Source organism: Rhodanobacter glycinis, from assembly GCF_900114325.1.
Lineage (GTDB): Bacteria > Pseudomonadota > Gammaproteobacteria > Xanthomonadales > Rhodanobacteraceae > Rhodanobacter_A > Rhodanobacter_A glycinis.
On sequence record NZ_FOSR01000019.1, the window covers coordinates 52,490 to 69,150 of the forward strand.

16 protein-coding genes and 4 tRNA genes are annotated in these 16,661 nt (G+C 66.1%); 17 read left to right on the forward strand and 3 right to left on the reverse strand.

The features are described 5' to 3' along the window. The first annotated feature begins 89 nt into the window (after positions 1-89). From BMY90_RS15565 to BMY90_RS15575, 3 genes are read left to right on the forward strand one after another with little or no spacing between them, the layout of a single operon-like run. The gene (locus BMY90_RS15565) at positions 90-1,364 is read left to right on the forward strand and encodes a YihY family inner membrane protein (RefSeq protein ID WP_008207934.1); all 1,275 of its coding nucleotides are present in this window, start codon (positions 90-92) and stop codon (positions 1,362-1,364) included. Continuing rightward, positions 1,361-1,846, forward strand: a complete 486-nt coding sequence (locus tag BMY90_RS15570; protein WP_008207933.1) for a TlpA family protein disulfide reductase — start codon at positions 1,361-1,363, stop codon at positions 1,844-1,846. Before BMY90_RS15565 ends, BMY90_RS15570 begins: the two co-directional genes overlap by 4 nt. Beyond that, on the forward strand, positions 1,846-2,112 hold the full coding sequence (locus tag BMY90_RS15575) for an acylphosphatase (RefSeq protein WP_092705118.1): 267 nt from the start codon (positions 1,846-1,848) through the stop codon (positions 2,110-2,112). The genes BMY90_RS15570 and BMY90_RS15575 overlap by 1 nt, the downstream gene beginning before the upstream one ends. 15 nt (positions 2,113-2,127) lie before the next feature. Here the strand turns inward: BMY90_RS15575 and BMY90_RS15580 are convergent, their stop codons facing one another. The 3 genes from BMY90_RS15580 to hemA form a co-directional block, all read right to left on the reverse strand. Next, positions 2,128-4,230 (reverse strand): O-linked N-acetylglucosamine transferase, SPINDLY family protein, encoded by a 2,103-nt coding sequence (locus BMY90_RS15580; protein ID WP_092705119.1) that lies wholly within the window; start codon positions 4,228-4,230, stop codon positions 2,128-2,130. Between the two features lie 28 nt (positions 4,231-4,258). After that, positions 4,259-5,338, reverse strand: coding sequence for a peptide chain release factor 1 (gene prfA, locus BMY90_RS15585; protein ID WP_092705120.1), 1,080 nt, complete (start codon positions 5,336-5,338; stop codon positions 4,259-4,261). Between the two features lie 66 nt (positions 5,339-5,404). Continuing rightward, positions 5,405-6,676, reverse strand: a complete 1,272-nt coding sequence (hemA, locus tag BMY90_RS15590; RefSeq protein WP_092705121.1) for a glutamyl-tRNA reductase — start codon at positions 6,674-6,676, stop codon at positions 5,405-5,407. A 92-nt stretch (positions 6,677-6,768) separates the two neighbouring features. On the opposite strand from hemA, the gene BMY90_RS15595 reads away from it, so the two are divergent. The 14 genes from BMY90_RS15595 to BMY90_RS15660 form a co-directional block, all read left to right on the forward strand. Further along, positions 6,769-8,508 (forward strand): tetratricopeptide repeat protein, encoded by a 1,740-nt coding sequence (locus BMY90_RS15595; RefSeq protein ID WP_092705122.1) that lies wholly within the window; start codon positions 6,769-6,771, stop codon positions 8,506-8,508. Further along, a complete protein-coding gene (gene lolB, locus BMY90_RS15600) occupies positions 8,505-9,134 on the forward strand; it encodes a lipoprotein insertase outer membrane protein LolB (RefSeq protein ID WP_092705123.1) in 630 nt (209 codons plus the stop codon). The genes BMY90_RS15595 and lolB overlap by 4 nt, the downstream gene beginning before the upstream one ends. A gap of 130 nt (positions 9,135-9,264) precedes the next feature. Further along, positions 9,265-10,647, forward strand: a complete 1,383-nt coding sequence (ispE, locus tag BMY90_RS15605) for a 4-(cytidine 5'-diphospho)-2-C-methyl-D-erythritol kinase (protein ID WP_092705124.1) — start codon at positions 9,265-9,267, stop codon at positions 10,645-10,647. A 34-nt stretch (positions 10,648-10,681) separates the two neighbouring features. Next, positions 10,682-10,756: transfer RNA gene (locus tag BMY90_RS15610), tRNA-Gln, on the forward strand. Between the two features lie 57 nt (positions 10,757-10,813). Continuing rightward, positions 10,814-11,752: a ribose-phosphate diphosphokinase gene (locus BMY90_RS15615; protein ID WP_037100665.1), complete on the forward strand. Its 939-nt coding sequence runs from the start codon at positions 10,814-10,816 to the stop codon at positions 11,750-11,752. 218 nt (positions 11,753-11,970) lie between these two features. Next, complete coding sequence (locus BMY90_RS15620) at positions 11,971-12,627, forward strand: 50S ribosomal protein L25/general stress protein Ctc (protein ID WP_008213202.1); 657 nt, start codon at positions 11,971-11,973, stop codon at positions 12,625-12,627. 51 nt (positions 12,628-12,678) lie between these two features. Further along, entirely contained in the window at positions 12,679-13,269 is a 591-nt protein-coding gene (gene pth, locus BMY90_RS15625; RefSeq protein WP_008213201.1) for an aminoacyl-tRNA hydrolase, read from the forward strand. Between the two features lie 68 nt (positions 13,270-13,337). Continuing rightward, positions 13,338-14,426 carry a redox-regulated ATPase YchF gene (ychF, locus tag BMY90_RS15630; protein WP_008213200.1) on the forward strand — a complete coding sequence of 363 codons (1,089 nt, stop codon included), beginning with the start codon at positions 13,338-13,340 and terminating at the stop codon, positions 14,424-14,426. A 104-nt stretch (positions 14,427-14,530) separates the two neighbouring features. Further along, positions 14,531-15,028, forward strand: a complete 498-nt coding sequence (locus tag BMY90_RS15635; RefSeq protein WP_245735061.1) for a GNAT family N-acetyltransferase — start codon at positions 14,531-14,533, stop codon at positions 15,026-15,028. Between the two features lie 45 nt (positions 15,029-15,073). Beyond that, a complete protein-coding gene (locus BMY90_RS15640) occupies positions 15,074-15,568 on the forward strand; it encodes an acyl-CoA thioesterase (RefSeq protein WP_008213197.1) in 495 nt (164 codons plus the stop codon). 285 nt (positions 15,569-15,853) lie between these two features. Beyond that, positions 15,854-15,939 (forward strand) — tRNA-Tyr (locus tag BMY90_RS15645). A 269-nt stretch (positions 15,940-16,208) separates the two neighbouring features. After that, positions 16,209-16,282 (forward strand) — tRNA-Gly (locus BMY90_RS15650). 121 nt (positions 16,283-16,403) lie between these two features. Then, positions 16,404-16,479, forward strand: a tRNA-Thr gene (locus BMY90_RS15655). Between the two features lie 87 nt (positions 16,480-16,566). Then, positions 16,567-16,661: GTP-binding protein (locus BMY90_RS15660; RefSeq protein WP_038054197.1), on the forward strand; the 95-nt coding region annotated here is incomplete at its 3' end.

The window sequence follows — 16,661 nt, forward strand, 5'->3', positions numbered from 1 at the left end:
CGTTCACGGGCGAATGTGCAGCCGATTCCTCATAAGCCCGGCAGGCTGTTAGTGTACCGGTCGATCTCCGCGATGTTGCCGAGCCGTCCATGACCCAACGTTTCGACCGCGACCGCGCAGCCACTTTCAGTCGCTTCCTGTGGCAGCGCTTTGTCGACGACAAGTGCTTCGAGACCGCCGGCGCGCTTTCCTATACCACGCTGGTGTCGCTGGTGCCGCTGATGGTGGCCGGCCTGGCGATGTTCTCGGTATTCCCGGTATTCGCCGGTGCGCGCGACACGCTGCTGGATTTCGTGTTCCGCAACTTCGTGCCCGCCGCCGGCCATCACGTGCAGGATGCGTTGCAGGAATTCTCCAGCAACGCGAGCCAGCTCACCGGCATCAGCATCCTGGTGATGCTGTTCAGCGCAATCTCGATGATGGTGAGCATCGAGGATCGGCTCAACCGCATCTGGCGCGTGCATCAGCCGCGCGGCTGGGGCTCGCGCCTGCTGCTGTACTGGGCGGCACTGACGCTGGGACCGATCCTGGTGGTGGGTGGCCTCGCTGCCAGCTCCTACATCACGGCGCTGCCGCTGCTGCATGGAACGGCAGACCAGTTCGGGCTGGGCGAGGTGGTGCTGCGCGTGCTGCCCTTCGTGGTGACGCTGGTGACGCTGTGGCTGCTTTACACGATGGTGCCGAACTGTCGCGTGTCGCGGCGCGATGCGGCGGTGGGGGCCGTGCTCGGCGCAGTGCTGTTCGAAATTGCGCGTTGGGGTTTCCGGTTGTTCGTGCATGGCGCGCACACCTATCAGCAGATCTACGGCAAGGCGCTGGCGGCGATCCCGATCTTCCTGCTGTGGATCTACCTATCGTGGATCATCGTGATCCTGGGTGCGTCGATTGCCGCGTCGATCTCGTCATTCGAATATCGCCCCGCGGCGAAGGCGATGCCAAAGGACGCCGAGTTTCTCGGCCTGCTGGTGGTGCTGCGGCACTTCGTGACGGGACAGCGAGAGGGAAAACCGGTGGATCCGGCCTCGGTGCAACTGGCCGAACCGGCCATGCACAGCACCGCCATCGCGGCTTGCTTCGATGCGCTGCAGCGCGCAGACCTGATCCAGCGCAGCGAGGCCGGGGGCTGGCTGCTGGCGCGCAGCCTGGACAGTACCGATTTGTTGCGCGTGTATGTCCACAGCGGCTATCGCCTGCCGCTGGAGCCGATGAAGGATGTCGCCGAGTTGGATGTCGAGCTTCCCGATGAATTGCTGGCCCTGCTTGACGAGATGGCGCAGACACTGGCATCGACGCTGGGAACGCGCCTCGATCAGGCTTATCCTGCTTCGACCCCACCCCCCGCTGTCGAGGAATCCGCTCCATGAAGTCGCGCAAATGGCTGGCTCCGGCCTGGGCGTCGCTGTTGCTTGCGCTGGCGGTGACGCCTGCGTTCGCCAGCATGCCCACGCATCCGACGCTGAAAGTCACCACGCTGGATGGCCAGCCGTGGAATCTGTCCGCGCAGCGCGGGCACTGGGTGATCGTGAATTTCTGGGCAACCTGGTGCGTGCCGTGCATCAAGGAAATGCCGGACATCTCGGCCTTCGTCAGCAAGCATGCGAACGTCCGCGCGATCGGACTGGCCTATGACGACAGCCCGGCAGCGGACATCCGCGCCTTCCTGAAAAAGCATCCGGTGAGCTACCCGGTGGCACAGGTGACGCTGGACAAGTCGCCGAAGGATTTCGACGAGCCGCAGGGTTTGCCGACGACTTATCTGATTGCGCCGGACGGTACCGTGGCCAAGCGTTTCATCGGCCCGATCGACGCCAGCGTGCTCGGCCATGCGATCCCGGCGGGCAAGTGATGCACGCGGCGCGCTTCCTTGTCAGCGGGCGCGTGCAGGGCGTGTTCTATCGCGCCAGCGCGCGTGAACAGGCGCACGAACTGGGCCTGGCTGGCCATGCCCGCAACCTGCCCGATGGGCGGGTCGAAGTGCTGGCCTGCGGCGACCTGGCGGCGCTCGATGCACTCGAGCGCTGGCTGTGGGATGGCCCGGTCGCGGCCACCGTGGAATCGGTGACGCGCGAGCCGGCGGAATCGCCGGGCCATACGGATTTCCTGATCAGCTGAGGCGGCGCGCGAACGCTACAGGTCGTGGTCGGCGGGTGGTCGGCCGATGCGATGGCGTGCGCTGATCCACTGCACGGCCCGCTCGAAATCGGTGGCGAAGCCCGTCATGTCGAACAGCGGGTTGCCGTCGCGCTGCTGCGCCAGATAATGGCGCAATGCCACGCGGGCCAGGCGATTGTTGCCCAGTTGCACGGCGGTGGCGATGAAGTTTTCCTCGTCGTCCACCACCAGCTCGGGCAGTCCGATGTGTTGCAACAGACTGGCGGCCACGCGCCCGGCGAAGGTGTCGCCGCACCAGCTGAGCACGGGGCAGCCGGCCCACAGCGCATCCGATGCGGTGGTGTGGGCGTTGTACGGCAGCGTGTCGAGGAACAGGTCGGCGTGGGCGTAGCAGGCCAGGTACTCGGCATGCGGCAAGTGCGGCAGGAACACCAGTCGTTCCGGCGCCACGTCCAGCGCGGCGGCCGCGGCGCGCAGGCGACCGTTCGCCCCGTCCGGCCCGGAGAGCAACCACAGCACGCTGTCCGGCACCTGCTGCAGGATCAGCATGAAGCGCGCGAACGCGGCGGGGTTGATCTTGTAACTGTTGTTGAAGCAGGCGAACACCATGCCTTCGGCAGGCAGTCCGCAGTAGGCGCGGGTCAGTGGCTCGCCGGGGACCCGGGTCGTGTCGCTGGGCTGGTAGCAACGCGGCAGGCGCAGCAGTTTCTCGCTGACGTGCGGGCGCAGGGCAGGGGGCAGCACCACGGCGTCGGCCAGCAGGTAATCCATCCACGGCGCCCCCGATGTCCCCGGGTAGGCCAGCCAGTTCACCTGCACCGGTGCGGGGCGCAGCGACATCAGTTCGGCGTTGTCCTTGCCGCAGTAGCCGTTGAGGTCGAACAGCACCTCGATGGCCGCCGCGTGGATGCGCTGCGCGGATTGCGGCGCGTTCAGTCCCGACAGGTCGTGCAGCGTGGCGGCGGTGGCGAGGCGGCGACGGATCGCGCCATCGTCGTCGGGCGTGGTCGCGAACAGGTGGATATCCAGCCCGCTGTCCGCCAGTGCCTCGATCATCGCCACCAGCAGCAGCCCGGTGGCGTGTTCGCCGAAGCCGTCGGCGACCAGGCCGAGGCGAATCGGTGCGCCGGGTGCGGGCAGGGTGTGTTTCAGGTCGAGCTGGCGGCGTATCGGCGCGGTGCGCTGGGCGATCAGTGTCGCGTAGCTGGTGGCGCACAGGTGTTGTGCGGCGGCATCGGCATCCTCGGCAAGGAAGGCGAACGGGCCGATGCCGGGGCGGCGCTCGGCGACGGCGCTACGCACGCGTTCGGCGAGCGCGTCCAGCTCGTGCCAGTCGCAACGGCGACGTTGTGCGAACAGCCATTGACCCAGCGCCGGCGTGATCTCGGGATCGATGTGCAGCGCGCGCTTCCACGCCGCGGCGGCTTCGCCAAGGCGACCGATCTCGTCCAGCATCAGGCCGGCCTCGTAGGGATAGACCGGGTTGCGCGGTGCGGCGCGCTCGGCGTGCAGCCATGCTTCGGCTGCTTCGCCGGGGCGGTTCTGCGCGCGCAGGGTATAGCCGAGCAGGGCATGCGCGGCATCGAGCTCCGGCGCCATTTGCAGCGCTTCGCGCACATGCGTTTCGGCTTGGGCGGGATGGCCCAGCTCCAGTTCCGCCGCCGCCAGGTTGAGACGCAGACCGGGATGCTCGGGTGCACCATGGGTGGCCATGGCGAACGCTTCGCGGGCCTGCTCGAAGCGGGCGGCGGCCATCAGCGAAGTGCCGAGCCCGTGCAGGATCGCCGGGTGGCCGGGCGTGCGGCGCAACGCGGCACGCAAACGCTCGATCGCGGCATCCACCTGGCCGTCTTCCAGCGCCAGCGTGGCGAGGTTGCATTGGATTTCGACACTCTGTGGCGCCAGCTCGGCGGCACGATTGAGCGCCAGGCGGGCGTCGTCGCGGCGGTTGCAGCGAAGCAGCGCAATCGCATGCAGGCGGATCAGCTCGTGCGCCACCGGGAAGTCACGCCGTGCGCGGGCGGCGAACGCCAACGCCTGGGCATCCTCGCCGCGCTGCAGCAGGTCGGTCAATTGCTGCAAGGTGTTCGGGAGGTTGGCGGGAATGGCGATGTTCATGCGGGAACGTTCGTCGGAGTCGTTGGCATCAGGTACCGGCCAGCGATTTCAGTTCGTCGGCCTGGTGTTCGCGCACCAGCGCGTCGACCAGTTCGTCGAGATCGCCGCCGATCACCTCGGGAAGCCGGTACAGCGTGAGGTTGATGCGGTGGTCGGTGATGCGTCCCTGCGGAAAGTTGTAGGTGCGGATGCGCTGGCTGCGATCGCCCGAGCCTACCTGAAGGCGGCGCTCCTGTGCTTGCGCTGCAGCCTGTTTTCCCTGTGCCTCGTCGAGCAGGCGCGCCTTCAGCAGGCTCATCGCGCGGGCGCGGTTCTTGTGCTGGCTGCGCTCGTCCTGGCATTCCACCACGGTGCCGCTGGGCAGGTGGGTGATGCGGATCGCCGAATCGGTCTTGTTGACGTGCTGGCCGCCGGCGCCGGAGGCACGGAAGGTATCGACCTTCAGGTCGGCGGGACTGATCTCGATGTCGTTGATCTCGTCGATCTCGGGCAGGATCGCCACGGTGGCGGCGGAGGTGTGGATGCGTCCCTGCGACTCGGTTTCCGGCACGCGCTGTACGCGATGCGTGCCCGACTCGAACTTCAACCGCGAGAACGCACCCTTGCCTTCCACGCGTGCCACGATTTCCTTGTAGCCGCCGTGTTCGCCGGAATTCTCGCTAAGGATTTCCACGTGCCAGCGCTTGCGTTCGGCATAGCGCGCGTACATGCGGAACAGGTCGCCGGCGAAGATCGCCGCCTCGTCGCCGCCGGTGCCGGCGCGCACTTCCAGGAACAGGTTGGCCTCGTCGCGCGGATCGGTCGGCAACAGCAGGATCTGCAGCTCGTCGTCCAGGTCGAGCAGGCGCTGCTCCAGCCGGGTGACGTCATCGGCCGCCATCTCGCGCAGTTCGGGGTCATCCAGCATCGCGCGCGCATCGACCAGCTCCCGGCCGGCCTGTTCGTGCTCGTGCAGGGCGCCGACCACCGGTTCGATCTGGGCGTATTCGCGCGACAGTTCGCGAAAGCGCGTGTTGTCGGCGAGCACGTCGGGCTGCGCCAGCAGCAGGCCGATTTCCTCGTGCCGTTCGGCAAGCGCTTCCAGTTTGCGGCGAATCGATGGGGTCATTGAAACGAGGAGTGAGTGGAGAGGAGGGAGAAGAGAGTAAAGGATGAGATGACGCTTTCTCTCATCTCACTCCTCGCCACTCGTTTCCTGATCCAGCCCATACAGCCGCTCGGCAGCGTGCAGCAGGTCCAGGTCGCCGCTCATCGTGGCCTCGCGCAGGCGTGCGCTGGGGTGGTGCAACAGCTTGTTGGTGAGCGTGTTGGCGAGGAAGGCCAGGGCTTCGTCGGCCGGCTTGCCGCGCGCGATCATCGATTGCGCCTTGGCCAGCACCTCGTCGCGGTACAGCTCGGCATGATGGCGCAGATCCAGTGCCGGGTTCTTCAGCGTGAGCGCGCGGCGCCACGCCATGTAGCGTTCCACTTGCAGATCGATGATGGCATCGGCCTCGCGCGCGGCGGCCTCGCGCGAGCGACGGTTGTCGTCGATCACCTGGCGCAGGTCGTCGATGCCGTAGAGGAACACGTCGCTCAGTTCGCCCACGCTCGGCTCGATGTCGCGCGGCATGGCGATGTCGACCAGGAACATCGGGCGGCGGCGGCGCGCGGCGATGGCCCGCTCGACCATCGCCTTGGTGAGGATGGGCTGTCGCGAGGCGGTGGAGGCGATCACGATATCCGCCTCGGCCAGGTGCTGCGGCAGGTCGGCCAGCGAAATGGCATAGCCGCCGTGGTGGCTGGCCAGTTCCTGGGCGTTTTCCAGCGTGCGGTTGGCCACGATCAGCCGGCGCACCTGCTTGTCGACCAGGTGGCGCGCGGCCAGTTCGATGGTGTCGCCCGCGCCCAGCAGCAGCACGCAGGCCTGCTTCAGATCGGTGAATACCTGTTCGGCCAGGCGCACCGCGGTGAATGCCACCGACACGGTATGCGCGCCGATGCGGGTATCGGTGCGCACGCGCTTGGCCACGGCAAAGGTGTGCTGCAGCAGCCGGTCCATCGGCGCCTTCAGTGCCTGCGCGTCGCGTGCGATCTGGTAGGCATCCTTCACCTGGCCGAGGATCTGCGGCTCGCCCAGCACCATCGAGTCCAGTCCGGTGGCGACGCGGAACATGTGCCGTACGGCGGCGTCCTCGTCGTGGCGATACAGGAACTCGTCCAGCTTGCCCGGGGTCAAGTGATGATGACGATTGAGCCAGTGTTCCGGAACCTGTTCCGCCCCCGCCGCCACGCTGACGTACAACTCGGTGCGGTTGCAGGTGGACAGGATCATCGCCTCGTCCACGCCCGGTTCGTGCGCCAGTTCACGCAGCGCCGTGCCGGCGGCGTCCGTGTCGAACGCCACTTGCTCGCGCAGGCTGACCGGCGCGGTAAGGTGATTGAGCCCGAGGGCGATCAACGGCATGGTGCGTGGCGACTCAAGGCGACGGGCATCCGGCAGCGTAGACTTCAACGAGGCCGACTGGGCCGAAACCGACGGATGGATGGGTGAATAGTGTGCTGAGCGGTGTCTTCAAGTTCAAGCAACTGCGGCATTTTGCGGCCAGTGGCGCGGTTTTCGTCGGGCTGGCCGGCTGTGCCGCCGTGCCGACCACGTCGCCATCCCGGGCGCCGATACCACCACAGCCTCTGGCGCGGCTGACCGTGGCCACGCCCGATGCCGATCATAGTCTGATGGCACAACTATTGACGGGTGAGATGGCGCTGGCGCATACCGATCTCAAGGCAGCGGCCGCGGCCTACGGCAAGGCCATGCCGCTGTCCGACGATCCTCGCGTGGCCGGGCAGGCCGCCGCGCTGGCCATTGCCGTGCATGACAACGCCGGCGCGGAGCGGGCGCTTGACCGCTGGCAGGCGCTGGGCGCCAAGCCCGCGCCGCTGGCCCAGATGCGCGCCCAGCTGGCGTTGAACGAGGGCCGCACCGACGAGGCCCGGCATCAGCTCGAATTGCTGACCAGTAGTGGCGACAAGGACGCCTGGCGCGATTTCGGCCGCGTCCTGCTGGGCAGTCGCGATCCGGCCGCGGCGGGCCATCTGCTGGAATCTCTGGCCACGCCGGCGCGCCTGCCAGCCGACCCGAAGGCCTGGCTGGCGATGAGCGAGATGGGCGAACAGCTCGGTCGACACGCCTATGCGCAAAACATCGCCGATGCCGCCCTGCAGCGCTTCCACAGCGCCGAAACCTATGCCTGGGCGGCGCAGCTGAAGTTCAAGGCCGGCGATCGCAAGGGCGCCATGGCGCTGTTCCGCCAGGCGCAGGCGAAAGATCCGAAGGACATCCACCTGCGCCTGGCCTACGCCACCTTGCTGAATCAAAGCGGCGACCCGGCCCAGGCCGCTCGCGTACTGGAAAACGGCCCGCAGGATACCGACACCTACGCCATGCGCGCGGGCCTCGCGGCGCGGACCAAGGATATGGCCCAACTGAAGCGCATCTATGCGCAACTCAGCCAGTCTCCCGACGAGCAGCGCACCGAGGGTGCCTACCTGCTCGGCCAGTTGGCCGAGACTCTGGGGCATCCGGACGATGCGCTGAAGTGGTACAGCCAGGTGAGCGACGATGATCCGCACGCCTTCGATGCCGACCTGCGCAGCGCCGTGCTGCTGCAGCAACAGGGCAAGTCGGCCCAGGCGCACGAGCAGCTCGCCCAGATGCAGGCCGATTACCTCGATCAACCCAAGCAACTTCGCCAGGCTTATGAGGTGGACGCCGACCTGTACATGCGCGAGCAGCGCTATACCGAGGCGATCGATGCCTTCAGCCATGCCTTGCAAGTCGTGCCGAACGACCCCGGTCTGTTGTATGGCCGGGGCCTGGCTTATGCCGAGGCCGGCAAGACCGATCTGGCCATTGCCGACCTGCGTCATCTGCTGAAGATCAAGCCGGGCGACGTGGATGCCAGCAATGCGCTGGGCTTCACCCTGGCCGATACCAACCGCGACCTGCCCGAGGCCGAGAAACTGATCGCCGTGGCCCGCGCGGCCAAGCCGGATGATCCGTCCATCGCCGACTCCTGGGGCTGGCTGCAATACCGGCTGGGTCACCTCGATCAGGCCGCCACCGTGTTGCGTGGTGCATGGAAGGCGGCTCGCAACGCCGACATTGGCGCTCATCTGGGCGAAGTGCTGTGGAAGCAGGGACATCGCCAGCAGGCGAAGCAGGTGTTCGCCGAGGCGCACAAGCTGGATCCGCACAACGCCACCCTGCAAAACGCACTGAAACGGCTGCACCCATGAAGAACGCTTTCCGTTTGCTGGCGGCGAGCCTGCCGCTGTTGCTGGTGGCCTGTGCGCCGCGCCAGGCCGTCCGGATCAAGGGCGATGCCGCCCTGCTCGGGCAGCAGCAGGCCCGCGAGAAGCAGTTGGCGGACGCCGACCACTGGACCCTGCAGGGCCGGCTCGGCGTCTCCGATGGTCACAATGGCGGCAGTGGCAGCCTGACCTGGACCCAGGATGGCGACCACTACGATTTCGTGTTGCGCGGTCCGGCGCTCAGCGGTGTCAGCTTCCATCTCAGTGGTGGCCCGGATGGTGCGGTGCTGGACGGGCTGCGTGGCGGCCCGCTGCGTGGTCCCGATGCCGAGGCGTTGATGCGCCGTGCGCTGGGTTGGGACGTGCCGCTGCACGACTTGCGCGCCTGGATACTCGGCCTGCGTGCCGACAGTGGCCCGGCGGTGTTGCGCTTCGGCGAGAACAAGCTGCCGTCGCTATTGCAGCAGGATGGCTGGGCGGTCGACTACCGCGCCTGGGACACCAGTCGCCAGCCGCCCTTGCCCAGTACCGTTTTCGCCGCCAAGCCGCCGTACAAGGTGCGGTTGTCGGTGGAGAGCTGGGACTTCACCCCGCCCGCCGCGAAAGAATAGGGCGGGTACGCGCGTGGCTGGCGTAGCGCCCGGTTCGCTGCGCCCGCCGCGCCTGGTTTCTGCGCTCCGACTGGCTGCTAGACTTCGCGCTCCTGCCGCAGGCTCCGCGGCACGCCGGCAGTTTCAACCCATGGCCTGTTCCATCGTTCCCGCCCGCCTCGATCAGGTCGATACGCTGCGTGACATCGAGTGTGCGGCGCTGGAGTTGTTCCGCGGCCATCCTGCGTGGCGTTCGTATGCCGCCAGCACCCCGAGCGACCCCGAGACACTGGCCGACGCGATCGGTCGCGGTCGCGTGTGGGTGGCGCTGGACGAGGCCGGTCATGCGGTGGGTTATGTCGGTGTCGGCGTCGAAGCCGGCGAGGCGACCATTGCCGAGATGGACGTGCTGCCCAGCCACGGCCGGCGCGGCATCGGTACCCGACTGTTGGAGCACGCCTGCGCCTGGGCGGCCGAGGCAGGGTATCCGTCGATCGTGCTGGGGACCTTGTCCGACGTGCCCTGGAATGCGCCGTTCTACGCGCGCCACGGCTTCGAGGTGACCGAGCCGACGCGCGACACCCCGGCCCAGGCAGCCCACCGCGAACATGACCGCGAACGCGGCTTTCCGATGCACCTGCGGGTGCACATGCGCCGCTATCTGCGGCCGTCGACCGAAGGCTGGACGCGCTGGCCGGCGCCGGCCAAGCTGAATCTGTTCCTGCGCATCACCGGCCGTCGTATGGACGGTTACCACGACTTGCAGACGGTGTTTCGCCTGCTCGACCGGGGCGACGAAGTACGCCTGCGCGTGCGTGCCGACGGGGTCATCCGTCGCCGCACCGAGGTGCCCGGCGTGGCCGAGGCGGACGATTTGCTGGTGCGCGCCGCCAGTCTGTTGCGTCGGCATTCAGGCGTCGCAGCCGGGGTCGACATCGAGGTGGCCAAGCGCATCCCGATGGGCGGCGGCCTGGGTGGCGGCAGCTCGGATGCCGCCACGATGCTGGTGGCGCTGAATCATCTCTGGGACGCCGGGCTGGACGAGGATGCGCTGGCCGCACTGGGCCGCGAACTGGGCGCCGATGTGCCGGTCTTCGTGCGCGGCCGCTCGGCCTGGGCCGAAGGCGTGGGCGAGCAGCTCACGCCGATGACCTTGCCGCGGCGCTGGTATGTGGTGCTGAATCCGCGCGAGCACGTGCCCACCGCGGCGCTTTTTCAAGCGTCTGAATTGACACGAAATGCGCCGCCAGCGACAATTTCATCCTTTGCTTCCGGCGAAACGGTAGAAAACGCCTTCGAGCCCGTCGTGCGAGCTCGCCATCCCAGTGTGGCGGCCGCTCTCGACTGGCTCGGTGCTTTCGGGCGTGCGCAGCTATCCGGCAGCGGCGGTTGCGTGTTCCTGGAAATGGTCTCGCGCGAACGCGCGGAGGCGGTGGTCAGGCGATGCCCGGCGCAATTCGATGCCTGGGTGGCCGCGGGCGTGGGGCTGTCGCCCCTGCACGAGGCACTGGCAAGGCATCGCAAAGCGGTTTGAGCCGGCACGGGTCGGAAGCGGACAAGAGTCATACTGGGGCGTCGCCAAGCGGTAAGGCACGGGGTTTTGATCCCCGCATTCGCAGGTTCGAATCCTGCCGCCCCAGCCATTCCAAGCCAAGAACCCCAAAGTTCAGAGGAAGTCACTAGTGGATACGCCAGCCCCGATGCTGTTCACCGGCAACGCCCATCGCGCCCTGGCCGAGGACGTGGCTCATCGGCTGGGCATTCCGCTGGGCAAGGCGCTCGTCGGCAAGTTCAGCGACGGCGAAGTGCAGATCGAGATCGAGGAGAACGTGCGCCGGCAGGAAGTGTTCGTGCTGCAGCCGACCGGCGCGCCGAGCGCGGAAAACATGTTCGAGATGCTGGCCCTGGTCGATGCCCTGAAGCGGGCCTCGGCGGCCAGCGTCACCGCGGTCATGCCGTATTTCGGTTACGCCCGCCAGGATCGCCGCCCGCGTTCCGCGCGCGTGCCGATCACCGCCAAGCTGGCGGCGAAGATGGTTGGGGCCGCAGGCGTCGATCGCGTGCTGACGGTGGACCTGCATGCCGACCAGATCCAGGGGTTCTTCGATATCCCGGTGGACAACGTCTACGCTTCGCCGATATTGCTGGCGGACATCTGGCGCCACCACTCGCTGGACGACCTGATCGTGGTGAGCCCGGACGTGGGCGGCGTGGTGCGCGCGCGCGCCATCGCCAAGCGGCTGGACGACGCGGACCTGGCGATCATCGACAAGCGCCGTCCGCGCGCCAACGTGGCCACGGTGATGAACATCATCGGCGATGTGGACGGCAAGACCTGCGTGATGGTGGACGACATCGTCGATACCGCCGGCACGCTTTGCGCGGCGGCGGCGGCACTGAAGGAGCGCGGTGCGCGCAAGGTCATCGCCTACTGCGTGCATCCGGTGCTGTCCGGTGCCGCGATCGGCAACATCGAGGGCTCCCAGCTTGACCAGCTGGTGGTGACCAACACGCTGCCGTTGCGGCCCGAGGCGCAGTCGTGCGCCAAGATCCGTCAGCTTTCGGTGGCCGAGCTGCTGGCCGAAACCATTCGCCGCATCGCCTTTGGCGAGTCGGTCAGCTCGCTGTACGTGGATTGAGAATTTGAAAGTCCGCTCAGGATGAGCGGTGCTTGATGTTCGGCTTTTCGCGGCATGGATGTCGCGTGGAAATGGCTTGAAAGTCCGCTCAGGACGAGCGGTTTTGATCCCTGGCTTTTCGCGGCATGGATGTCGCGTGGAAGTAACGGGCTTTCCTGGTCGCGGGAAAGTCACATGGTCGCCGCGAGGCGGCAAACATCAACCTAGGTAGTAAAGCAATGTCCCAGACACATGAAATCAAGGCGCAGAGCCGCAAGGACGAGGGGAAAGGTGCGAGCCGCCGCCTGCGTCATGCGGGCTTCGTGCCGGCCGTCGTCTACGGTGCCGAGCAGGCGCCGCAGAACATCCAGATCGAGCACAACACCATCCTGCTTGCCGCCAAGCACGAGTGGTTCTTCTCGTCCATCCTCGACCTGAACGTCGACGGCAAGGTGCAGAAGGTGCTGGTGCGCGACTGGCAGAAGCATCCGTTCAAGCAGCTGATGATGCACATGGACTTCCTGCGCATCAACGAGAAGGAAGCGCTGCGCGTGAGCGTGCCGCTGCACTTCCTGAACCAGGAAGCGTCGGCCGCCGGCAAGACCTCCGGCGTGGTGATCTCGCACAACCTCACCGAGCTGGAAATCTCCTGCCTGCCGAAGAACCTGCCGGAGTTCATCGAACTCGACCTGGCCGACCTGAAGCCGGGCGACATCATCCATATGTCGCAGATCAAGCTGCCGGCCGGCGTCGAGATCCCCGCGCTGCACCTGGGCGCCTCCCATGACTCCGCCGTGGTCACCGCCAACACGGTGAAGGCCGAGGTCGAGGAAGCTCCGGCTGCCGATGCGGCCGAGGGCGAGGCCAAGCCGGCCGCCGAGGAACCGAAGAAGTAAGCCGCGGCGACCCGCGCCCCTGCCGGGCGCGGGTCGCCTGCGGGTTTCGTCATGGCGGGACTTCGACTCATCGTCGGGCTGGGCAATCCCGGTGCCGAATACCTCCGAACCCGGCACAACGCCGGGTTCTGGCTTGTGGACGCCCTTGCGGCGAGCCAGGGCGAGCGCTGGAGTTTCGACGGCAAGCTGCACGGCGAAACCTCTCGGGTGCGGCTTGGTGGCGAGCCGGTCTGGCTGCTCAAGCCGTCCACTTTCATGAACAAGAGCGGCATCGCCGTCGTCTCGGCGCTGCGCTATTACAAGATCGAGCCGGAACAGTGCCTGGTGGCACACGACGATCTCGACCTGCCTGCCGGCACCGTGCGGCTGAAGTTCGATGGGGGTCACGGTGGCCAGAATGGCCTGCGCGACACTTTCGCCCATCTCGGCCACGGCAAGTTCCACCGCCTGCGCATCGGCATCGGTCATCCCGGGCACCGCGACAAGGTCACGGGCTGGGTGCTTGGGCGGCCATCTGCGCAGGATGAGGATGCGATCCTTGGCGGCATCGGCCGCGCACTGGATGTGCTGCCGCTGGCGACGGACGGGCAGTTCGACAAGGCGATGCAGCAGTTGCATACGAACGAGGGCGGAAGCAGGTAGCCGGGCGTTGCGTTCCGCGCCGGCACTTTCCGAACCCCGATTTTTCATTTTTCATTTCCGGAGCTCCCATGGGCATCAAATGCGGCATTGTTGGTCTGCCCAATGTCGGCAAGTCCACCCTGTTCAATGCGCTGACCAAGGCGGGCATCGCCGCGGCCAACTTCCCGTTCTGCACGATCGAGCCGAACGTTGGCGTAGTGCCGGTGCCGGACCTGCGGCTGAATGCGCTGGCGGCCATCGTCAATCCGCAGAAAGTCATCCCGACCGCGGTCGAGTTCGTCGACATTGCCGGCCTGGTGGCCGGTGCCTCCAAGGGCGAAGGGCTTGGCAACAAGTTCCTGGCGCACATCCGCGAGGTCGACGCGATCGCCCACGTGGTGCGCTGTTTCGAGGGTGACGTGATCCATGTCGCGGGCAAGGTCGATCCGATCGCCGACATCGAGACGATCGACACCGAGCTGGCGCTGGCCGACCTGGAGTCGGTGGACAAGGCCTTGAATCGCGCCGAGCGTGCGGCCAAGGCGAACGACAAGGAGGCGTTGGCGAAGAAGCCGGTGCTGCAGAAGCTGTCGGCCGGCCTCAACGAAGGCAAGTCCGCGCGCAGCCTGGGCCTGGATGAGGAAGAGCGTGCGCTGGTCCGCGACCTGTTCCTGCTCACCCTGAAGCCGCTGATGTACATCGCCAACGTTGCCGACGACGGTTTCGAGAACAACCCGCTGCTGGACGCCGTGCGCGCCCGCGCGCTTGTCGAAGGGGCCGAAGTGGTGCCGGTGTGTGCCGCCATCGAGGAAGAGATGGCGCAGCTGGATGACGCTGATCGCGACGAATTCCTGAAGGACATGGGGTTGGACGAGCCGGGGCTGAATCGGGTGATTCGCGCCGGCTACAAGCTGCTCAACCTGCAGACCTATTTCACCGCCGGCGTGAAGGAAGTGCGTGCCTGGACGGTAAAGCGTGGCTCCACCGCGCCGCAGGCTGCCGGGGTGATCCACACCGACTTCGAAAAGGGCTTCATCCGCGCCGAGACCGTGGGCTACGACGACTTCGTCCAGTACAAGGGCGAAACGGGTGCGGCAGCGGCAGGGCGCCTGCGCAAGGAAGGCAAGGATTACATCGTCAAGGATGGCGACGTGCTGCACTTCCTGTTCAACGTCTGAGCTTCGGCTTGCCGGATGAGAAAGCCCCGCCCGGCAAGGCGGGGCTTTTTTCGTGCGGGTACGACTGCCACAATCGCGCCGTCTCAAATCCAGCGAGGTCGCGCGTGCCGCCACTTGAATTGTCCCTGCGCCTGGGTCAATCGGACGACGCTCGCGCCATCGGCGTGTTGGTGCGCCGCGTGGCGCGTCGCTGGATTTTGCCTGACCAGCCGCACGATGCCGGGGTCGCCATGCTTGAGCGGATGAGTGCAAAGGTAGTTCGCGAGCGGATCGCCATTGGGTGCCGTTTCCATCTGGCTTGGCTGGGCGGCACGTTGGTGGGTGTTGCTGCGATGCGTGACGACAGTCACCTGATCCAGCTTTTCGTCGGAACCCGCTACCAGGGGCGAGGTATTGCCCGCCGCCTGTGGCTGCGGGCCATGCGCGACGCCGTCCGGCGCGCGAGCACACGGTGTTTCACACTCAACGCCTCCCGTTGCGCGGTGCCGGTGTACCGGCGGTTCGGGTTTGTCGCGACCGGGCCGGAACGCCTGTCGCCGAATGGCGTATTGAGCACGCCCATGCAACTTTTGCTTGATGCGTCGACGGTGGCGGGGTTCTGACGGGCATAATGTTGGCCCAGTCCTTGACCCCGCGACGGAATCTACATGCCAGGCCAGCAGAACGAGGTGACTTTCCGCTTTCTCGCCCAGCCCACCGACGTCAATTTCGGTGGCAAGGTGCATGGCGGCATGGCAATGAAGTGGATCGACCAGGCGGGCTATGCCTGCGCGGTGGGCTGGAGCGGGGCGTATTGCGTCACCGTCTCGGTCAGCGGCATCCAGTTCGTGGCGCCGATCCTGATCGGCGACCTGGTCACCGTGCGTGCGCGCCTGATCCATACGGGGCGATCCAGCATGCACATGGCGGTGGACGTGCTGGCACGCGCCCTGCGCAGTGGCGAGCAGCGGCTGGCGACCAGTTGCGTGATGGTGTTTGTGGCGTTGGACAGCCCGGATGGCCACCCGACCCAGGTGCCGGTCTGGGAGCCGCGCAACGAGGAGGACCAGCGCCTGCAGGCCTACGCGAAGCAGTTGATGGAGCTGTCCAAGGCCATGGAGCAGCAGGTGACGGCCCTGCGCTCGGCGCCGCTGGTGCAGTAACGACCGGTTGGCAGGTGGCGCTCGGCCAGCGTAGCGCCATGATCCGGGTCGAAATGTGCGTTGTCCGGACGTGATGCGCCGGACATGTGACGACGGCCGGGGTTCGGTGTTCGTGGGCGGATCGTTGCATGCATGGTATGCTGCGCGGCTTCGTTCAGGAGGCGCGTGTTGTTTCGGGTGGTCCGGGTGGCGTCAGATCGATATCCGTGGCAAGAAATTTCCTCGATTTCGTGCCGCAAGTATTGACAGTTTTCCGGGTGCTCACGACAATAGGCGTTCTTTGTTGGAGGGATACCCAAGCGGCCAACGGGGGCAGACTGTAAATCTGCTGGCTTACGCCTTCGGTGGTTCGAATCCACCTCCCTCCACCAGCTTGAGTGCCTTGTGTAGTCAAGTTCCGGAGATCTGACAAGCGAGCTGTGGAGGTGGATGAGATCCGCCGCCGTGGTTCGACAAAATCGCCTGGATCGATTTTGAACAGCCGGAGGCTGGCCCGGATGGGCGAGTCTCAGGATGAGACGAGTACAAAATCGCAGGAGCGATTTTGAACGCGACGCGAAAGCGGCGCGGCCCCGGAGGGGCGGAGGGCAGGATGCCCGGAGTAATCCACCTCCCTCCACCAGCATGAGTTCCGCGCTTGGCGGGAGTAGTTCAATGGTAGAACATCAGTTTTCCAAACTGATTACACGGGTTCGATTCCCGTCTTCCGCTCCATTGCGACTGCAAGTGTCGGGTGCTGTTGATTGATGCGTTGCTGCATGAGTCGACGCTTTCTTGAAGAGTCCGGCAGGACGCCGGGTTTGTCTGCGTCATCATGGAGGATGGCAACAGTTTTGCTCATGTAGCTCAGTCGGTAGAGCACTTCCTTGGTAAGGAAGAGGTCGCTGGTTCGATTCCAGTCATGAGCACCACTCGCACGATACCGGCGGGTGTCGATCCGGTGTCGATCGGATTGGTTTTTCTTTCACATCAATTCACTCCATCGGGGTTTAGCGCGTATGGCAAAGGGTAAATTCGAACGCACCAAGCCGCACGTCAACGTCGGCACGATTGGTCACGTGGACCACGGCAAGACGACGCTGACGGCAGCACT